The following is a 17,358-nucleotide window of genomic DNA, read 5'->3' as shown; positions in this document are numbered from 1 at the left end:
AATATCCCGTTTTCTCTTGACGTTTTTGCACAAAAGTATCATAATATAAATAGAACAAACTATGCAATTATTCCATCAACGGAAGGAGCAATCCCTATGGCAAAAACCAACTACGTCATCACAATCAGCAGGCAGTTCGGCAGCGGAGGCCGCCTCATCGGCAAAAAGCTGGCCGAAAGTTTAGAGATTCCCTTTTACGATAAAGAGCTTATCACCATGGCGGCTCAGCAGAGCGGCTACAGCAGGGAAATTTTTGAAAAGGCGGACGAACGAGCCACTAACAGCCTGCTCTATACCCTGTCGATGAATTCCTATCTGCTCCACGGAATGACAGGTATGGCGGAGCTTCCCTTAAACGACAAGGTGTTCCTCATTCAGTCGGAGATCATCCGCAAGGTGGCAGCGGAAGGCCCCTGCGTCATCGTGGGCCGCTGCGCTGACTACGTGCTGAAAGAGCGCCCCCGGTGCCTCAATTTTTACATTTACGCTGACCTGCAGAGCCGGGTGGACCGGGCCACTACCGTCTATGGCATGGAAAGTGAAAAGGCTGAGGACAACATCCAAAAACTCGATAAAAAGCGGGCCAACTACTATAATTTTTATACCAATTTGCGCTGGGGCCTGGCGGAAAACTATGATCTCTGCGTCAACAGCGCCGCCATCGGCATCGACAGCACAGTGGATGTTCTGCGGCACTTCATCGAGCGGAAGACATTAGGCCCTGCAAAATAAACGGTGCAGCATTCATACGAGCTTCAGAATCCCATCGGGGACATGGTTTCCGGTGGGATTTTTTTCTGATGTTCAAAAATTTCAGACTGATTTAAAAATTCCCCAAAAAATAATAAAATATCGTGTCAGGTACTTGTTTTTTTAAAAGGTTCTGCTATATTAAAGGATAGGCATAAAAAGGAAGCCGAAAAAAGGGAGCCTTTGATTATGAAAGAGTTTTTCAGCAAAAAATTTGACAGCTCATTATTCAGCACAAAGCAGATTTTTTCCATGTTGGCGCCGCTGATTATAGATTCCTTTTTCGTGTGCGGCATCGGTGTTCTCACGACCGCTATGATCAGCTCCTCCAGCCAAGAATCCGTGTCGGCAGTAAGCCTTGTCAGTCCGCTGTACATGATGATTCATGCAGTTTACAACGCGGTCTCGGCAGGCGGCACCGTGGTAGTGGCCCAGTTTAAGGGAAAAGGGGACCTTGAGGGGATGAAAAAGGCCGCAGGGCAGCTGATGCTGGTAACGCCCCTGTCTGCCATTATCGCCTGCACGGTTCTGGTAGTGTTTGCAGATCCGCTGGTACATATGTTGTTTGGCGGCGTGGATGAAACCGTACTTCAAAAAGCGGAGCAGTATTTGATCGGCATCGCCATTTCGATGATTTTCCTAGCCGTATATATGAGCGGCTTTGCGGTGTTCCGGGGACTGGGAGAGACAAGATGCTGCCTGCACCTGACGATTTTGATCAATCTGCTGCACTTTGGGGCAAGCTTTGTTTTTATTAATCTGATGCGCCTAGATATTATGGGAAGCGCCCTGTCGCTGAACCTGGCCCGTCTTGTAGGCGCCGGGGCGGCTATGTGGATGCTGCTGTCCCCCAAAAGCATCCTACGGGTGAAGGCGCGGCACATTTTTCAGCTGGATAAAAAGATTTTGAAGGAGATGTTCCGCATCGGCATTCCCTATGGGATGGAACAGATTTTTATGAACGGCGGCTCCATGCTGGTGCAGATTTATATCGCAAAGCTGGGAACAGTGAGCGTGGCGGCAAACGCCGTGGCCAACTCCACCTTTTCCCTGCTTTATGCGGCTCCTGCCGCCGTGGGAACGCTGGCGATCACGGTAGTTGGCCAGTGCATCGGCGCGGGGGACAATGGACTGGCCCGGCGCTACGGAAAATCGATGATGTGGCTGTGCACGGTATTGACTGTGGTTTCGCTGGTGATTGGCCTGCCGCTGATGCCGCTGATTCTGAAAATGTATCAGGCACCCGCCAACACCGTGTCCATGATTTACAGCGTGTTGGCTATCGCAGCGGTCTGCATGCCCTTTTTCTGGCCGGCATCCAACACGCTGCCGGCTATTATGCGGTCGGCTGGAGACGCTTCCTATTCGTCCTACTTCTCCCTGGTGACCATGTGGGTGATCCGGGTCGGGTTCGGCTACCTGCTGGCAATTCCGCTGAAACTTGGCATCCAGGGCGTGTGGATCGGCATGTGCGTGGAGTGGGCCATCAAAACGCTGGCTTTCCGGCACAGATTTCACGGGGAGAAATGGCTTCCCCATAAGCAGTATCTATAAAAACATGCTGGACGGCGCCCTGCCAAACATCATTTGCTTTATCAGGATACGCGGTCAAAAAAGGGAGGTTGTGATCCGCAACCTCCCTTTAAATATGCCGTAAATCCTTTATAGCAGTTCCCCGTGGGCGAGCGCCTCCCGATTTAGGACCGATTTTTCCGCGCCAGCTGCAAATCCATGGTGTCGTATAACGTGATCTCACCGCCGCAGACGTTGATAACCTGTTCGATCTTGGAGAAAAATTCCCCTCTTTTCTGCTGTTCCAATGCGATATGGTCGGAATAGGTTCCCAGCAGGGCAACATACTCCTTCGCGGAAAACGTCCTCGTCCTATGATACAGCCTGTATTTCACGTCCTCAAAACCGTATTGGGATGCAATTTCTGCCCTTGCTTTTGACATTTCTTCACTATACTCCACCGGCCTGGAGGAAGCGGGCATATAAACCCGATACAGCTTTTGTATCTCATCAGCCAGTTTTGGCCGCCCCTTGTCCTCGAAGGGATGATTGGCAAACCGGGCAAACGCCCCGCCCTTTTTCAGCATGGAAAAAACCTTTCGATACCCAACTTCCTCCGGTATCCAATGAAAGGCGGAGGCGGAAAATATAAGGTCACAGGATTCCTCCTGAAAATCCACTTCTTCAAATTTTCCCGTGACGACGGAAAATTTCGGAAAATTCTTAAATTTCTCCCTGCATATCTCAGAAAAATGTTCGCCGTACTCAACAGCTGTCAAGGTACAGCCTGTCTGCAAAATCGGCAGCGTCGCCTGCCCTCCTCCGATTCCTATTTCAACCACATTGCTTGCTTCTCCGATTGGAATAAAGCCGAAAATGTCCTGATACAATTCGTTCAGATATCCTGGGCGCAATTTGGCATAGGTAGAAGCGACAGAGTCAAACGTTCCTTCCAATCCTTCAATGACAGCCATATTTTTTCACTCCTTTGGGAAAACACAAAAGGAGGTTGTGATCCGCAACCTCCCTTTAAATATGCCATAAATCCTTTATTGCAGTTCCCCATGGGCGAGCGCCTTGAGATACGCGTTGATGAAGCCGTCCAGATCCCCGTCCATGACGGCGTTCACATTTCCCATCTCGAATCCGGTCCGGTGGTCTTTGACCAGGGTATAAGGCATAAAGACGTAGGACCTGATCTGCGCGCCCCAGGCGATTTCCTTTTGGTCACCGCGGATATCCTCAATTTTCTCCAGGTGCTCCCGCTCCTTAATCTCGTAGAGCTTCGATTTAAGCATTTTTAACGCCATGTCTTTATTCTGGAACTGGCTGCGCTCGGTTTGGCAGGAAGTGACAATACCCGTGGGAATATGGGTGAGCCGCACAGCAGAGGACGTCTTGTTGACCTTTTGCCCGCCAGCGCCGCTGGAACGGTAAACGTCCATTTTCAGATCCTCTGGACGAATATCGATCTGGATGTCATCGTCGATTTCCGGCATGACCTCCAGCGAAGCGAAGGATGTGTGCCGCCGCCCCGACGAGTCGAAGGGCGACACCCGGACGAGCCGGTGTACACCAATTTCGGATTTCAGGTACCCATAGGCGTTTAACCCCTCGATGAGGATCGAAACGCTCTTAATACCTGCCTCGTCGCCGTCGAGAATGTCGAGAACCGTCACCTTAAATGCGTGACGCTCCGCCCAACGGCAGTACATCCGATAGAGCATTTCCACCCAATCCTGGGCCTCGGTGCCGCCGGCCCCCGCGTGGAAGGTGAGGATGGCGTTTTTACTGTCGAATTCCCCGGAAAGCAAGGTGCTGAGCTTCTGGGCCTCGATGCCAGCTTCAAGCGACTGGACCATCTGGGCGGTTTCAGCGAGCATTCCTTCGTCCTCGTCCTCCTCCGCCATTTCAAACATGGTCTCAGCATCCTCGTAAAGGCTCACTAAACCGCTGTAGCTATCTAAAACCGCCTTAAGCGCGCCGGTTTTTTTCAGGACTTTCTGGGAGTTTTCGGTGTCGTCCCAGAAATCCGGCGCAGCGGCCTGTTGCTCCAACTGGGCCACTTCTTTTTTCACATTTTCTATCCCCAGAGCTGACGCCAATTCATCCAGCTCCGGTTTCAGGGCCCTCAGGGCCAGCTTTTCTTCTTCAAATTGAAGCATTTAGGTTCCTCCGTCTCACAGTGTTGCTCGTTATCTTATCTATTATAATCGAGATTTTGGGTTCTGTAAAGATTTGTTTGATAAAAAGGAAGCAATATGCTATAATATCCACAAATGGCACACTTTGTGTGCCAGCATCTGTGATGCGAAGTTTTACACAGCAAAACTTTTTTGTGAATCATTGTCACAATAGTCAAAACAGCATAGATAAAAATTCTACGACAGACAGGAAAAGAATTTTTTCACCATTGGAGGGTTACAATGTTTAAATACAAAGGCGTCCACTGCCCCTACTGTAACAAAGAATTCACCGAATCCGACCAGATCGTCATCTGTCCCGACTGCGGCGCCCCCTACCACAAGGAATGCGCCAAGGAAAGCGGCGGATGCGTTCTCACTTTGCTCCATGAAAAGGGAGAGCAGTGGCAGCCGCCCAAAATTCAGACTGACGAGGAAAAATATGATGGCAGCACCTCCAAACGGTGCAGCCGATGCGGCACGCTCAACTCCCCCGACAAGCTGTTCTGTGAGGTCTGCGGCAACGACCTTAATAAACAGGAACCCGGTGAAACTCCGCCCGCTGGCGGAGTAAACCAAAATCCCTATGGTTCCTACCAGCAGACGCCCCCAAACTTCATGGCCTATAACCCTTATACCACCCCCTTCGGCGGCGTAGGCCCCGATGAGGAAATAGACGGCCTGCCGGTCAAAGACCTGGCCCTTTATGTCCGGGACAATACCCCATACTTCATTCCACGCTTCAAGGCCCTGGCCAAAACTGGAAAAGGCGGCGGCTGGAACTGGTGCGCTTTTTTCTTTGACTTTTATTATTTTATGTATCGAAAAATGTGGGGAATGGCCATTCTTGCCTTTGTGGTGTCCGCTGTATTGAGCATCCCCTCCCTCATTTCCTCTTTCCAGATGATGCAAGCCGTCACGGCCGGAGCCGACACCATTCCCGACCTGCCCAGCTCGTTTCTGCTGGCTTCACAGGTCTGCTCCATGCTCTCCTGGGTGGTCAAAGGGCTGTTCGGCGGCTTTGCGAACCGGCTGTATACCCAGCGGACCTTTAAGCGGGTCCATAAACTTAAAAAACAGCATGGGGATGCCCCCGACTACTCCACCATTCTTTCGGCAAAGGGAGGTACCTCCAAACTCGCTTTGATCCTCTGCATCGTCATCCCCTTTGTCTTGTCGTTTATCGCGTCCATCGCTTACGTATTCGCCACGATTCCCTATTGATCAGGAGGATTTTTATGATTCGACACATCGTTTTCTGGAACCTGAAAGAAGAAGCCGAAGGCAAGACCAAAGAGCAGAACGCCGCTGTTATCCGGGAGGGCTTAGAGGCCCTCGTCGGCAAGGTGGACGGCCTTCTCATGGCAGAAGTCCGCAGGAATTTCAATCCCGGCGGCATGGACCTCTGCCTCGTCAGCGAGTTTGAAAGCAAAGAGGCGCTGAATGCCTACCAAACAAATCCCCTCCACGTCAAGGTGAAGGAGTTTGTCCACAAAGTGGTCACCGACCGTGCCGTCACTGACTGCGAGCTTTAATGAATGCGGAAAACCGGCTGTTAAAAGACAGCCGGTTTTTTCATCTTTTCTCCTAGTCTAAAATCCGCCCGTCGGTGGAAATGGTCACCACCTGCCAGGGGATGAACTTCCCGCTTTGCTGAAGCGCCCGCTTGGCCGCCTGTTCGATGCCGCCGCAGCAGGGCACCTCCATCCGGACGACAGTGAGGCTTTTCACGTCGTTGTGGGAGAGGATCGCTGTCAGTTTGTCGGCGTAATCCCCTTCGTCCAGCTTGGGGCAGCCGATCAAGGTGATCCGATTCTTGATAAACGTCCGGTGAAAATCCCCGTAAGCGTAGGCGGAGCAATCCGCCGCGATGAGCAGGTTCGCTCCGTCAAAGTACGGCGCGTTCACCGGGGCTAGCTTGATCTGCACCGGCCACTGATTCAGCATGCTCTCCGCCCCGCTGACAGCGGGTACCGTGTTTGCCGCCTCCCGGCGGATGGCCTTGGAATTGCTGCCGGGACAGCCGCAGGGCAGAGGGGCTTTCTTCCCTTCCCTCTCCGCCATAGCGGCCTTGACCGCCCCTTCGTCGTAGGCGGCCGCCTCCCGCTTCTCAAAGGTGATGGCTCCCGTGGGGCAGACCGGCAGGCAGTCCCCCAGCCCGTCGCAGTAATCGTCTCGCAGCAACTTCGCCTTTCCGTCGACCATGCCGATGGCCCCTTCGTGGCAGGCCTCAGCGCACAGGCCGCAGCCGTTGCATTTTTCTTCGTCGATCCGAATAATTTTTCTCAGCATCTATGATTCCTCCTAAAAATTCACCAAAACAGTCATACTTTCTACGTTTTCCGGCAATGCTCTGGATGAGGCCATGCTCCGAAAAGCCGTTCCCGCCCCCGAAGCGCCCGCCTTAGCCCGGACATCACCCTTGACTTGATGACTTGATTTTACTATAATGAAAATAAAAAATCCGTTGTTTTTCCAACGAAAGGACCGTTATGCTCAAATTTCAGGAAACTTTGATGAACACGTCTCTTTTTACCGGAATTTCCCCAGGAGATTTGGAACAGATGCTCCAATGCCTCGGCGCACAATTTTCCTGTTATCAAAAAAACGAGGCGATTTTTCTGGAAGGAACCAAGGTACAGTCAATCGGTGTGGTGCTGTCGGGAAAAATTCAGGTGGTCCGGGAAGACTACTATGGAAACCGCAACATCGTTGCCCACTTAGGTCCTGGGGAACTTTTTGCCGAGACTTTCGCCTGCGCCGGGGTGCCCTCCGCGCCGGTCAGCGTTTTCGCCACCGAAAAAAGTGAAATCCTGTTGCTGGACTGCAAAAAAATCCTCTCTCCCTGCCCCAGCGGATGCGGTTTTCACAGGCTGCTCATCGAAAACCTGCTCCAGGTCATGGCCCGGAAAAACCTCTATCTCAGCGGCAAGTTAGACCTTCTCTCCCGGCGCACTACCCGGGAAAAACTCATGGCCTACCTGTCCGGCGAGGCAAAAAAGGCAGGCCGAAGCGAGTTTGCCATCCCCTTTAACCGGCAGGAGCTGGCCGATTACCTGGGGGTGGAGCGCAGCGCCATGTCCGCCCAGCTGTGCCGGATGCGGGACGAGGGGATATTGGCCTTTGACCGGAACCGTTTCCGCCTGCTGTAGCGCCTGCACTGCACAAAAACCGGCGGTATTTTGCCAGAAACTTTCCGCCGCCCGGTCCCTTTGCCCAATCAGAATAAGAAATCCGCCTGAGAACTTGGTTCTCAGGCGGATTATTTGTGTTTATCAAAAAAACTGCGCGTGGTCAATCGGCGAGGATGATCTCCACACCCATTTCCTGCAGGCTCTCCACCGCCTTCCGGTCCACGCCTTCGTTGGTGACACATTTGGCGATGCGGTCGGGCTGGGCCACATGATAAAACCCTTCGTGGCCGAACTTCGTGCTGTCCGCCACCACAATGGTCTCCCGGGAGCGCTCCATCATCATCCGGTCGAGGGAGGCCTCCTCCGCGTGGAAGGTGGTGATTCCCGTCTGTCCCCCGCAGATGCCGCTGACCGAAAGGATAGTCTTGTCGGCCTTGTAGCAGCGGAGCTGATCCAGTGCCTCGTTACCGTACAAAAATAGGTACTGATTGTTGATGTCGCCGCCTAAAAGCTTCACCCGGAAGGAGGGGACGTCCCCCAGCTCGATGGCGATATAGATGGAGTTTGTGACGATGTTCAGGTTTTTCCGTTTTTTCAGCTCGAGAGCAGTGTAAAACGTCGTGGTGCCGGAGTTAATGAAGACCGTCTCCCCTTCTCGGACCATGGCGGCGGTGGCGGCGGCGATCCGCTGCTTCAAATCAGCGTTTTCCCCTTTGCAGCGCTCAAAATAAGTGCCGTGGAGGTTGCCGGAAAAGGCAGTCTTTAAAGTCGCGCCGCCCTGGATCCGCTCCAGCCGTCCGGTTTTTTCCAGTTCGTCCAGGTCGTTGCGGATAGTGACGACGGTTGCCCCCAAAAGCTCGCTCAGGTCGGAGATTTTCACCTTTCCGTCCCGTTCCAATAGCTCCAGTATTTTTTTGCGGCGCGCGTCGATTTTCAGGCCGTTTGTTTGGGGCATTTTCTTCACCTCATTTTATTTATCGCGTGGGCCGGGCGTCCGGCCGCCAGTCGTACCGAATAGAACAAATAAATTTTTCCGCCGCCCAGAAAACCGCTGAACACAGAGCAGCCCGAAGCCGCCGTGAAATTCGCTCCCCTATCAGCGTTTTTATAAAGGGCCAGCATAATGAGCACAATTGCCTGCGCGGCGAAAACCACACAGAACCATTTTATTATACAACTATCTGCGCAGCAGTTCAAGTGCCGCTTTTCGGTCTTGCGCCCGGAACACCGAGCTGCCCGCCACTAAGACGTCCGCTCCGGCCTCCCGGCAGAGGGCCGCAGTCTCGGGATTCACCCCACCGTCCACGCTGATGAGGTAGCGGGCGTTTTTCCGCTCCCGCAGGGCCTTGGCCTCCCGGATGCGGGGCACAGCTTCCGGCATAAAAGCCTGCCCGCCGAACCCGGGCTCGATGCTCATGACAAGCAGAATGTCCAAAACGTCCGTCCAGGGCTCGATCACCGAAACCGGCGTCCGGGGATGGAGGGCGACACCGAACTTGACGCCCCGTTCCCGACAGATTCCGGCGATTTCGTCGAGGGCATCCGTCGCCTCATAATGGACAGTGACGCCGTCGGCACCCTCCCGGATGAAGGGCTCGAGAAACCGCTCCGGCTTCTCGATCATCAGGTGGACATCGAAAAAAAGACGGCTCTTCCGACGGATTCCGGACAGGATGTTGGGCCCAAAGGAGAGGTTGGGCACGAACATCCCGTCCATCACGTCGATGTGGAGGTATTCTGCGCCGGCCTGTTCCACTTGGGCGATTTCTTCATCCAGGCGGCCGGCGTCGGCGGCAAATAACGATGGGGAGAGAATCATTCTCGCTCCTTCCTTTCAGGAAATTGCTCTTTCGCGGCTCTGCCGCAAGTTTTCCGTCAAATGACTGTGCGTAAAGCCGGGAAAGCCTTCCCGGACGAATTTTCTATTCCAAATTGGCGTGAAGCCCCAAAGCCCCGGACAGGGGAATCCCCATCTGCCCAGCCAAAGCGGCAGTCATTCCGTCCAGCAGCACAAGCAGGCTCTGCTCAAAGGAGCTGCCCCCGGGCTGCCAGGAAGTTTTGCCGCCCTCCACCTGATTGGTGGCGGCGGGGACGATCAAAACAGAATCGGCCAGTTTCGCAATGGAGGAATCTTTGTAGATGGTGAGCAGGTCGAGCCTTGCGCCCGCCTTTTTGGCCTTTTGGGCCATGACTTTTAAGGTGGCCGTCTCGCCGGAAGCCGTCCCGCCGAGAAGCAGGTCCCCTTCCCCGATGGCCGGGGTGACGGTTTCGCCCACCACGTAGACGGTGAGCCCCAGGTGCATCAGCCGCATGGCGAAGGCGCGCATCATCAGTAGGGAGCGCCCCGCCCCGGCCACAAACACCCGGTTTGCTCTGCGGATGTCCGACAGGACCGCTTGGGCTTTTTCGGGGTCGATGCCGCTGATAATATCCTGCAAATCGCCGAGAATGCGTGCGGCGTTATCCAGCGTTTCCATTGAGATTCACATTCCTTTCCGAGTGTCTTGCCTTCGTCGTTTCCGAGGGAAAGGCACGGTGGGTTTCTTTCAATCGAATCCCCTGCGTCAGGGGCGGCACAGCAGCCTGGTTTTGGGCGGAGGGTTATCGGTTTCAAACCACGTCCCTGCGTAAGAGACGACGGGCCACTCCTGCTGCCACTACTGCACCAATTGCGCTTCAAGTCACGCCCCTCTTTCAGGGAAAAACGGCGGAGAGGGCGGGCTTCTGAGGTTTGAGAGGCCCGCCACCGTCGCCGCGGATTTTGAGGGAATTACTCGCCGATGATCTGCACCTGAACCTGACGAGGACGGGCGCGGACCTGATCCCAGTCGATGAAGTACACGTAGCCGAACTGGCCTAAATCCATCTCGCCGTCGGCAATGACGATGCTCTCGCTGCGGCCGAAGAAGATGGAGCGCAGGTGGGCGTCGGTGTTCAGGGAAGCGTAGGGCTCGTCGCCGACAGTGTAGGCAAACTCGATGTGCTTCTCGCCGGGGTGGAGGTACTGGCCCTCATACCGGCAGGTGGGCACCAGCTTTTCCATGATGTTGCAGAGATCCTGCTGTAAAAATTCCAAGCCGAAATAGGTGTGGTCGTGGGAGCATTCCTGCACCATGACGGAGCAGGTGGTGTGGTGGGAGTAAACGACGCAGATGCCGTCTTTTACGCCGGATTCCTTGACGATTTCCTTCACCTGTTTCGTCACGTCGTGGAAGGTGGGGTGCAGGCCCTCGGACTGTACATCGATTGCTTTGCGGTAAACTTTCATGATTTTTTCCTCCAAACTTTCAGTTTCGCAGGGAGTCCCCGCGTTTGTGACAAATGATTGTTTTCTAAATAGAAAATATATGTATCCTGTGATTTAAATTGCTTTCCAAATGGAAAGTTTATTTTGCCGTCCTCTCGTCCCAGGCCTCCCGGCAGGCTTGCAGCATTTCGTCTACGATGGCCCGCTTATCCTTGGCGCAGGCCACGGCGCTGGACGACCCGGAGGCGTCGGCCCCTTCTTTGATGACGTTGTAGACGTCTTGCCCGCAGGAAATTCCCGCGCCGATGAGGACGTAGATGTCCGGGTTGACGGAGCGGATGGCGTCCACCGAGGTGCGGATGTAGGAAAGGTCGCTGGCCTTGCCGGTGCCGATCAGGTCGTTGGGCTCCGCCGTGATGACCGTTGGGGCCAACAGGGCAGCCGCCTTGGCCTCCACGGTGGAATCGGAACAGATAAGACTCAGCATATTGAGCTCATTGGCCCTGTCCATGGTGTTTTTGAGGGTCAGGTAGGAAAGCTGTTTTTCCACGTGGTTTAACATGACGCCGTCCGCGCCCGCCGCCCGCACCGATTCCGGCAGGATGTTAGCAAGGCCCCTTCCCACGGGGATCGGGTCCATGGAGGGCGCAAAGACGATCAGGTTCTCGGTGGCCTCCGCCACCCTTCTGATGTCGGGGAACGGGGTGGTGAAAATCACCTGGACATCGTATTTTTTGGACGCTTCCTCAGCGATGAGGGCCAGCTCCAGTACTTCGTCTCCGTACAGGTACTGCTTGGGGCCGATTTCAAAAAACGGCGGTTTTAACAAACGTTTTGTATACACAAAATCACTCCTTTTTATTTTGATTGCAACGACGCTTCTTCTTATCTAAAGAATACACCTTATTTTCTTAAATGTCAATTATATTTTCTATTTATTTTGCAAAAATTATTTTTATAGCATAATATTATTTTCTAAAGGGAAAGTTTTAGGCAAAAAACGAGCGATGAAGGTCTTAGGATGTCCGGCCGCCGCTCCCGCTGACCGCCTGTGCGCACGCCTCACAAAAATATCTGGTTATGGGGATCATATCCCCTTAATCAGCGAGATTTTTTCCTGTATCATAAGGCTGAGGTGATAAAAATGCGCTTTCGAAGGCTCTGCGAATTGCGGGCGGAAAAAGGCCTGACCCTGAAACAGGTAGGAGATTATTTAGGAATCAGTGAACATGCCTATTCTCTATATGAAACCGGGAAACGGGATCTAACCTCCGACATGCTGATGGCGTTGACAGACTTTTACGGGGTCAGCGCCGATTATCTGGTAGAGCTGACCGACGACCCGATGCCATATCCCCCGTGTAAAAAATAACCGAGGGGGAATTGGCGGGCGGCTGATAGCCACCTCTACAGTGGGCGTGAAAAGAACAGACGGATATGGGTATTTACCCCCTATGGCATTCCATGATGTTTGAATCAGTGCGGTAAGGGCGGATTCCATATCCGCCCGCATTTCATCGATGTAGCATCGCCTCGTCCGCAGGCAAAAAGCACAAAACGCGGGGCTGACAACACGTCAGCCCCGCGTTTCCTTTATTTTGAGAGCGGCTGTCAAGCCCCCTCATAAAACCGTTACTCCGCCCGGAGCCCTTCCAGCAAGCTTTTCAGCTCCCCTTCGGTGGCGGCGCTCAATACCGCGTCCACCTTTTCTTTCATCTCCCCGAAGGACAGGTTGCTGACGATCCGCCGGGCCTGGGCGATCCGCGGGGCCGACATGCTCAGTTCCTTGATGCCCATGCCTACATACAGCGGAATCAGCAGCGGGTCGCCCCCGCTTTCGCCGCAGACGCCCACCCAGACGCCGTTTTTCTCCGCCGCCTCCACCACGTACCGGATGAGCCGCAGCACGGCGGGATGGTAGGCGCTGTGGAATTCCGACAGCTCCCCGGAGGTCCGGTCCGCCGCCATGACGTACTGGTTTAAGTCGTTGGAGCCGATGCTGAAAAAGTCCACGAGCCTTGCCAGCTCCCCGCTCATGACCGCAGCGGACGGCGTCTCGACCATGACGCCCACCTCATACTGCCCGAGGGTTACCCCCTCCCCTTCCAGCTTTTCTTTTTCCTCCCCGAGGAGGCTGAGGATTTTTATAAGCTCCTCCACCGTGGAAATCATGGGAAACATGATCCGCAGCCTGCCGCAGGCGCTCGCTATCAAAAGAGCCCTGAGCTGGGTGCGGAAAATCCCCTCGTTTCGCAGACAGAACCGGATGGCTCGCACTCCTAAAAACGGGTTTTCCTCCTTTGGCATGTTGAGGCAGGGGGTGGGTTTGTCCCCGCCTGCGTCCAGGGTGCGGATGGTCACCGGAAGGCCGTCCGCCGCCTCCAAAAGGCCTTTGTAGCAGGCAAACTGTTCCTCCAAAGACGGCGGGTCGGAACGGTTCATATAGAGAAATTCCGTCCGAAAAAGCCCCACGCCCTCCGCTCCCAACGAGGCGGCGTTTTTCATCTCCGCCCCACTGAAAATGTTGGCGGAAAGCTCCAGCTCCCGCCCGTCCGCCGTCCGGGACGGCCCGGTGAGATAGAGTTTGTCCTTTTCCCGCTCGGCGTTTTCCCGGGCGAGCTTTTCCTCATACTCTTTTTTCAGCTTCTCGTCGGGGAACAGGAAATAAAGCCCCTTGTCCCCATCGAGGATCATGGGCGCGCCGTCCGGGATGCTGTCCAGCGCGTCCGGCACGTTTGAAATGGCCGGGATGCCGAGACTCCGGGCCACAATGGCGCTGTGGCAGTTCTTTCCGCCCTTTTCGGTGACGAATCCCGCCACTTTCGACGGGTCTAAGTGGATGGTGTCCGACGGAAGCAGCTCGTCGGCGATGACGATGGTGCCCGGCTCGTCGACCTGAAGGCCCTGAGAACCGCCCATAATCTCGTCGATGAGCTGGTTCGACACGTCCTTCACGTCGGCGGCCCGCTCCCGCATCCGCTCGTTTTTGAGCGCCTCGAACCGCCCCCGCACCTCTTCCGCCACCAGGTGGATGGAGTAGATGGAGGAAAAGCCCTCGGCGGCGATTTTCTCCCGGATGGACTCGATGAACGACTGGTCGGAGATGATCTCCCGGTGGGCCTTGAGGATGCCGGCGGCGTTTTCGTCGGAGGCTTCCCGCTCCATCCGGCAGAGCTTGTCGAGGACCGCTTTGATGGCGGCGAACAGCTTATCGGTCTCTTCGTCCACGTTTTCCGCCTTTTGCTCGTACTCCCGCTCGCTCCGGCGGTAAATCATCGTCTTGCCGATAGCGATTCCCCCCGACAGCGCAACGGCCCCGGCGGGATTTTGCGCGGCGGGCTCCTTTTTCTCTTCCGATTGCCCCGCGCCGCCGTCCGCTTCCCCTGCGTCCACAAAATACCGGTCGACCGACAGGGCCATCCGGGCGTAAATGGCTTCAAATGCCTCGTTTTCGTCCGGGCCGTCTATTTTCAACGTGAACACGCAGCCGTCCTCGATGCAGCCGCACATAATGGAGAGAGGGCTTTTCCCCTCGTACACTTCCCCGTCGAACTCGATCTCGACGGAACTCTCAAACCGCTTCGCCACTTCGACGAATTCTGAAACCGGCCGGGCGTGAAAGCCCTCCTCCCCCGAAAAACGAAATTTTTTCTCTATCATAGTAATCTCCTATTGCTGTAAAGATGAGTTTGGGAAGTTTCCCTTCGAAAACTTCCCAAATCCAAGTTGTTATGTATCTTACTGCTATGCTGCTGCTTTTTTCTTTCCAATGGTTTTGGTGAAGTTCACCGTGACCGCCGTGACCACAGCGCCGATGATAATGGCCAAGAGGTACAGCCAGACGTTTCCGACCGCCCCGGGAACCGCGATGGCGAAGATGCCGCCGTGGGGAGCTGCCAGGGTGCATCCGAACAGCATCGAAAGCGCGCCGGTTACAGCGGAACCCAGCATGGTCGCCGGAATGACGCGGAACGGGTCGGCCGCCGCGAAGGGGATGGCGCCCTCGGTGATGAAGCAGGCGCCCAAAGCCCAGGCGACTTTACCGGCTTCTCTCTCCTGTGGGTTGAATCTTTTCTTGAACAGAACAGTGGCGAGGGCCAGGCCCAAAGCGGGGCTCATGCCAGCCGCCATATTGGCCGCCATGGGAGCGGTGATGCCCTCAGCCAGCAGGCCGACGGCAAAGGTATAGGCCACCTTGTCGCAGGGGCCGCCCATGTCGAAAGCGGTCATCAGGCCCATGACGATGCCCAGCAGGATGGAGCTGGTGGTGGACAGGTTTTTCAGCGCGTCGGTGAGCCAGCCCATGAGTGCGGAAATCGGGCCGCCCAATACGTAGACCATCAAAAGTCCCACCACGAGAATGGTCAAAAGCGGGATAAACAGCACCGAGCTGATTCCTTCCAGTGCCCTTGGCAGCTTGACTTTTTTGAGCAGCAGCGCAAAGTAACCGCAGGCGAGGCCGGCGATGATGGCGCCCAGGAAACCGGCGCCGATGACGTTTGCGCATATATAGCCCAGCGCCAAACCAGGGGCGATACCGGGCCTATCCGCGATGGAGTAGGCGATGAACGCGCACATGATAGGCAGCATGAAAGAAATGGCCGCACCGCCCAGCATATTGAGCGTCGCGCCAAAGGACCCTTCAGCCGGTTCCAGTCCCCACAGGAAGGACACCGCGATGAGCAGGCCGCCCGCAGCAACCAATGGGATCATGTAGGAGATACCTGTAAACAGGTGCTTTAAGATACCCGAACTGTGAGCGCCCAAGTTTTCCATGGCGGAGCCGCCATGTTCAGTCTTTTGCCCACCGGCGGCAGGGGCTTTCCGTTCCACTTTCATGGCCGCTTCCACTGCCAGTTTCGCCTCTTTGATGATTTTGCTCACCGGCCATTCCACCACGGGAATGTCGGTAAACCGGGACATATCCGTGGCCACGCCCGATGCGATGATGACGGCGTTTGCCTCTCTGATGTCCTCCGGCGTCAGTTCGTTTTCCACGCCGATGGACCCCTGTGTCTCAACCTTGATGGAAACGCCCAGTTCCTCGGCGGCCTTTTCCAGCGCTTCGGCAGCCATGTAGGTATGGGCGATCCCGGTCGGACAGTTGGTGATCGCAACTAATTTCATAACCTTTACCCTCCTCATAAAAAGAATACATTCCGATTCCTATCGCAGAGCGTCAATGACTTCTTCCGCGCTCTTCGCTTCCAAAACCTTGTTCCGAACCTCCTCGTGGACCAGTTTGCGGGATATCTGGGCCAGGAGCTTGAGATGCTGATTGCGTGCCTCCATCGGCACGACGATGAGAAAAATCATTTTTGGATTTTCCCCGTCCTCTGTCGGCCAGTCGACGCCGCCGGCGCTTCTCCCGAAGGCAATGGCCGCTTCGTTGACATACTGGCTTTTGGCGTGGGGAATGGCGACCTGCATGCCGATGCCGGTGGAAAATTCCTCTTCCCTCTTCATAGCGGCGCGCACCATCTCCTCCTCCTTGGAAACCGCCCCCGAAGCGTTCAAAAGATGCATCAGCTCGGCGATGGCGTCCTCACGGGTTGTGGATTGCAGCGCAAGGGTCATGTTTTCCGGTTTTAAGAGTTCCGTAATGTCCATGTCCGTGTCCTCCTGGTTTTTGGTGATATGATAAGAAGCATCATTGATAACAGAAATGCCGGCGGAACGCAGGGCGTTGATTGTCAGCGCGTCCATTCCGGAGTCGGTGACGATTCCGTGAAACGCCTCCGGCTTTGCGATGACCGAAAAGTAATCCTTTCCGGTTTTGCCGCTGTCCACGGCTAAGTAGACCTCTTTCCCCGCCTCGATCATCACCCGCTTGATGCTGGCTTCGGTCAGGTTGGGGGTCGTCGCCCCGTACCGGGTGCTGAAACCGTTTGCGGCAATGAACACCTTATCGGGGACCATGTTGCGGATAAAATTCTCCGCGTCCGGTCCGATGAAGGACCGGGTGTTGGCCCGGTAGACGCCGCCGGTGCAGATAAGCTCTACATTGCTGTCGGGGGTCCCGGCTACATCGGTGACAATGGTAGCGGAGTTTGTAATGAGGGTGATTTTTTTATTCCGGAGGGCCCTTGCGATCTCAAACGTCGTAGTACCGGAATCCAAGAGAACCGTGTCCCCGTCGTTGACAAGGGACGCCGCGATTTCAGCGATTTGCCGCTTCTCCTCCAGATACTCCTGTTCCTTTTCCAGGTAACCAGCCTCGAAAATGGATAAATTGGTGGACACCGCGCCCCCGTGGGTGCGCTGGAGCTGGTTTCGCTTTTCAAGCTCGGTCAAATCCCGGCGGATAGTCGCCTCGCTGACCTCAAACAAATCGGTGAGTTCTGTAAGGGAGACGCTCCCTTTTAATTTCAGCATATCCAAAATGATGGATTTCCTTTGTTCGGCAAACATAATCTTCCATCCTTTGTGTTTATTTATTTTCGTTTTTGAACGTTTATGTCTCTATGCTCATTATAATCCGCATAAAATTATTTCGTCAATGTGTATGTATACCAATATTGCTTAGAATTCA

Annotated in this window: 17 protein-coding genes; 6 read left to right on the top strand and 11 right to left on the bottom strand. The window is 54.7% G+C overall.

The annotated features are described in order from the left end of the window. The first annotated feature begins 96 nt into the window (after positions 1-96). Both H8710_RS08630 and H8710_RS08625 read left to right on the top strand, forming a co-directional pair. Entirely contained in the window at positions 97-732 is a 636-nt protein-coding gene (locus H8710_RS08630; protein WP_249295095.1) for a cytidylate kinase-like family protein, read from the top strand. 207 nt (positions 733-939) lie between these two features. Next, on the top strand, positions 940-2,304 hold the full coding sequence (locus tag H8710_RS08625) for an MATE family efflux transporter (RefSeq protein WP_249295093.1): 1,365 nt from the start codon (positions 940-942) through the stop codon (positions 2,302-2,304). 143 nt (positions 2,305-2,447) lie between these two features. On the opposite strand, the gene H8710_RS08620 is transcribed toward H8710_RS08625, so the two are convergent. After that, positions 2,448-3,236, bottom strand: a complete 789-nt coding sequence (locus H8710_RS08620) for a class I SAM-dependent methyltransferase (RefSeq protein WP_249295091.1) — start codon at positions 3,234-3,236, stop codon at positions 2,448-2,450. Positions 3,237-3,311: 75 nt separating this feature from the next. After that, the gene (prfB, locus tag H8710_RS08615; RefSeq protein ID WP_249295089.1) at positions 3,312-4,427 is read right to left on the bottom strand and encodes a peptide chain release factor 2; all 1,116 of its coding nucleotides are present in this window, start codon (positions 4,425-4,427) and stop codon (positions 3,312-3,314) included. A 261-nt stretch (positions 4,428-4,688) separates the two neighbouring features. On the opposite strand from prfB, the gene H8710_RS08610 reads away from it, so the two are divergent. After that, a complete protein-coding gene (locus H8710_RS08610; RefSeq protein ID WP_249295087.1) occupies positions 4,689-5,669 on the top strand; it encodes an RING finger protein in 981 nt (326 codons plus the stop codon). A gap of 14 nt (positions 5,670-5,683) precedes the next feature. Then, positions 5,684-5,980, top strand: a complete 297-nt coding sequence (locus H8710_RS08605) for a Dabb family protein (protein ID WP_249295085.1) — start codon at positions 5,684-5,686, stop codon at positions 5,978-5,980. 52 nt (positions 5,981-6,032) lie between these two features. Here the strand turns inward: H8710_RS08605 and H8710_RS08600 are convergent, their stop codons facing one another. Beyond that, positions 6,033-6,737, bottom strand: coding sequence for an ATP-binding protein (locus H8710_RS08600; RefSeq protein ID WP_249295084.1), 705 nt, complete (start codon positions 6,735-6,737; stop codon positions 6,033-6,035). Positions 6,738-6,937: 200 nt separating this feature from the next. Between H8710_RS08600 and H8710_RS08595 the strand changes: the two genes are divergently transcribed. Next, positions 6,938-7,597, top strand: coding sequence for a Crp/Fnr family transcriptional regulator (locus tag H8710_RS08595; protein WP_249295082.1), 660 nt, complete (start codon positions 6,938-6,940; stop codon positions 7,595-7,597). Between the two features lie 142 nt (positions 7,598-7,739). On the opposite strand, the gene H8710_RS08590 is transcribed toward H8710_RS08595, so the two are convergent. The 5 genes from H8710_RS08590 to H8710_RS08570 all read right to left on the bottom strand — a co-directional run bounded on the left by H8710_RS08590 (position 7,740) and on the right by H8710_RS08570 (position 11,670). After that, positions 7,740-8,534 (bottom strand): DeoR/GlpR family DNA-binding transcription regulator, encoded by a 795-nt coding sequence (locus H8710_RS08590; RefSeq protein WP_249295080.1) that lies wholly within the window; start codon positions 8,532-8,534, stop codon positions 7,740-7,742. A gap of 222 nt (positions 8,535-8,756) precedes the next feature. After that, positions 8,757-9,398 carry a ribulose-phosphate 3-epimerase gene (gene rpe, locus H8710_RS08585; protein WP_249295079.1) on the bottom strand — a complete coding sequence of 214 codons (642 nt, stop codon included), beginning with the start codon at positions 9,396-9,398 and terminating at the stop codon, positions 8,757-8,759. Between the two features lie 103 nt (positions 9,399-9,501). Beyond that, on the bottom strand, positions 9,502-10,056 hold the full coding sequence (hxlB, locus tag H8710_RS08580; RefSeq protein WP_249295078.1) for a 6-phospho-3-hexuloisomerase: 555 nt from the start codon (positions 10,054-10,056) through the stop codon (positions 9,502-9,504). A gap of 293 nt (positions 10,057-10,349) precedes the next feature. After that, positions 10,350-10,847, bottom strand: a complete 498-nt coding sequence (locus tag H8710_RS08575; RefSeq protein WP_249295077.1) for a secondary thiamine-phosphate synthase enzyme YjbQ — start codon at positions 10,845-10,847, stop codon at positions 10,350-10,352. A 118-nt stretch (positions 10,848-10,965) separates the two neighbouring features. Further along, positions 10,966-11,670 (bottom strand): triose-phosphate isomerase, encoded by a 705-nt coding sequence (locus H8710_RS08570; RefSeq protein ID WP_249295075.1) that lies wholly within the window; start codon positions 11,668-11,670, stop codon positions 10,966-10,968. A gap of 300 nt (positions 11,671-11,970) precedes the next feature. On the opposite strand from H8710_RS08570, the gene H8710_RS08565 reads away from it, so the two are divergent. Beyond that, positions 11,971-12,198 (top strand): helix-turn-helix domain-containing protein, encoded by a 228-nt coding sequence (locus H8710_RS08565; protein ID WP_249295074.1) that lies wholly within the window; start codon positions 11,971-11,973, stop codon positions 12,196-12,198. A 260-nt stretch (positions 12,199-12,458) separates the two neighbouring features. Here the strand turns inward: H8710_RS08565 and ptsP are convergent, their stop codons facing one another. The 3 genes from ptsP to H8710_RS08550 all read right to left on the bottom strand — a co-directional run bounded on the left by ptsP (position 12,459) and on the right by H8710_RS08550 (position 17,237). After that, positions 12,459-14,486 carry a phosphoenolpyruvate--protein phosphotransferase gene (gene ptsP, locus H8710_RS08560; RefSeq protein WP_249295073.1) on the bottom strand — a complete coding sequence of 676 codons (2,028 nt, stop codon included), beginning with the start codon at positions 14,484-14,486 and terminating at the stop codon, positions 12,459-12,461. Between the two features lie 84 nt (positions 14,487-14,570). Continuing rightward, positions 14,571-15,953 (bottom strand): PTS fructose transporter subunit IIC, encoded by a 1,383-nt coding sequence (locus H8710_RS08555; RefSeq protein ID WP_249295072.1) that lies wholly within the window; start codon positions 15,951-15,953, stop codon positions 14,571-14,573. 39 nt (positions 15,954-15,992) lie between these two features. Beyond that, the gene (locus H8710_RS08550; protein WP_249295070.1) at positions 15,993-17,237 is read right to left on the bottom strand and encodes a fructose PTS transporter subunit IIA; all 1,245 of its coding nucleotides are present in this window, start codon (positions 17,235-17,237) and stop codon (positions 15,993-15,995) included. Between the last annotated feature and the right edge of the window lie 121 nt (positions 17,238-17,358).

This window comes from Fumia xinanensis (assembly GCF_014384905.1).
Classification (GTDB): Bacteria; Bacillota; Clostridia; order Oscillospirales; family Ruminococcaceae; genus Fumia; species Fumia xinanensis.
Note: the sequence above shows the minus strand (reverse complement) of the source record. Positions and strands in the feature narration are given on the sequence as shown.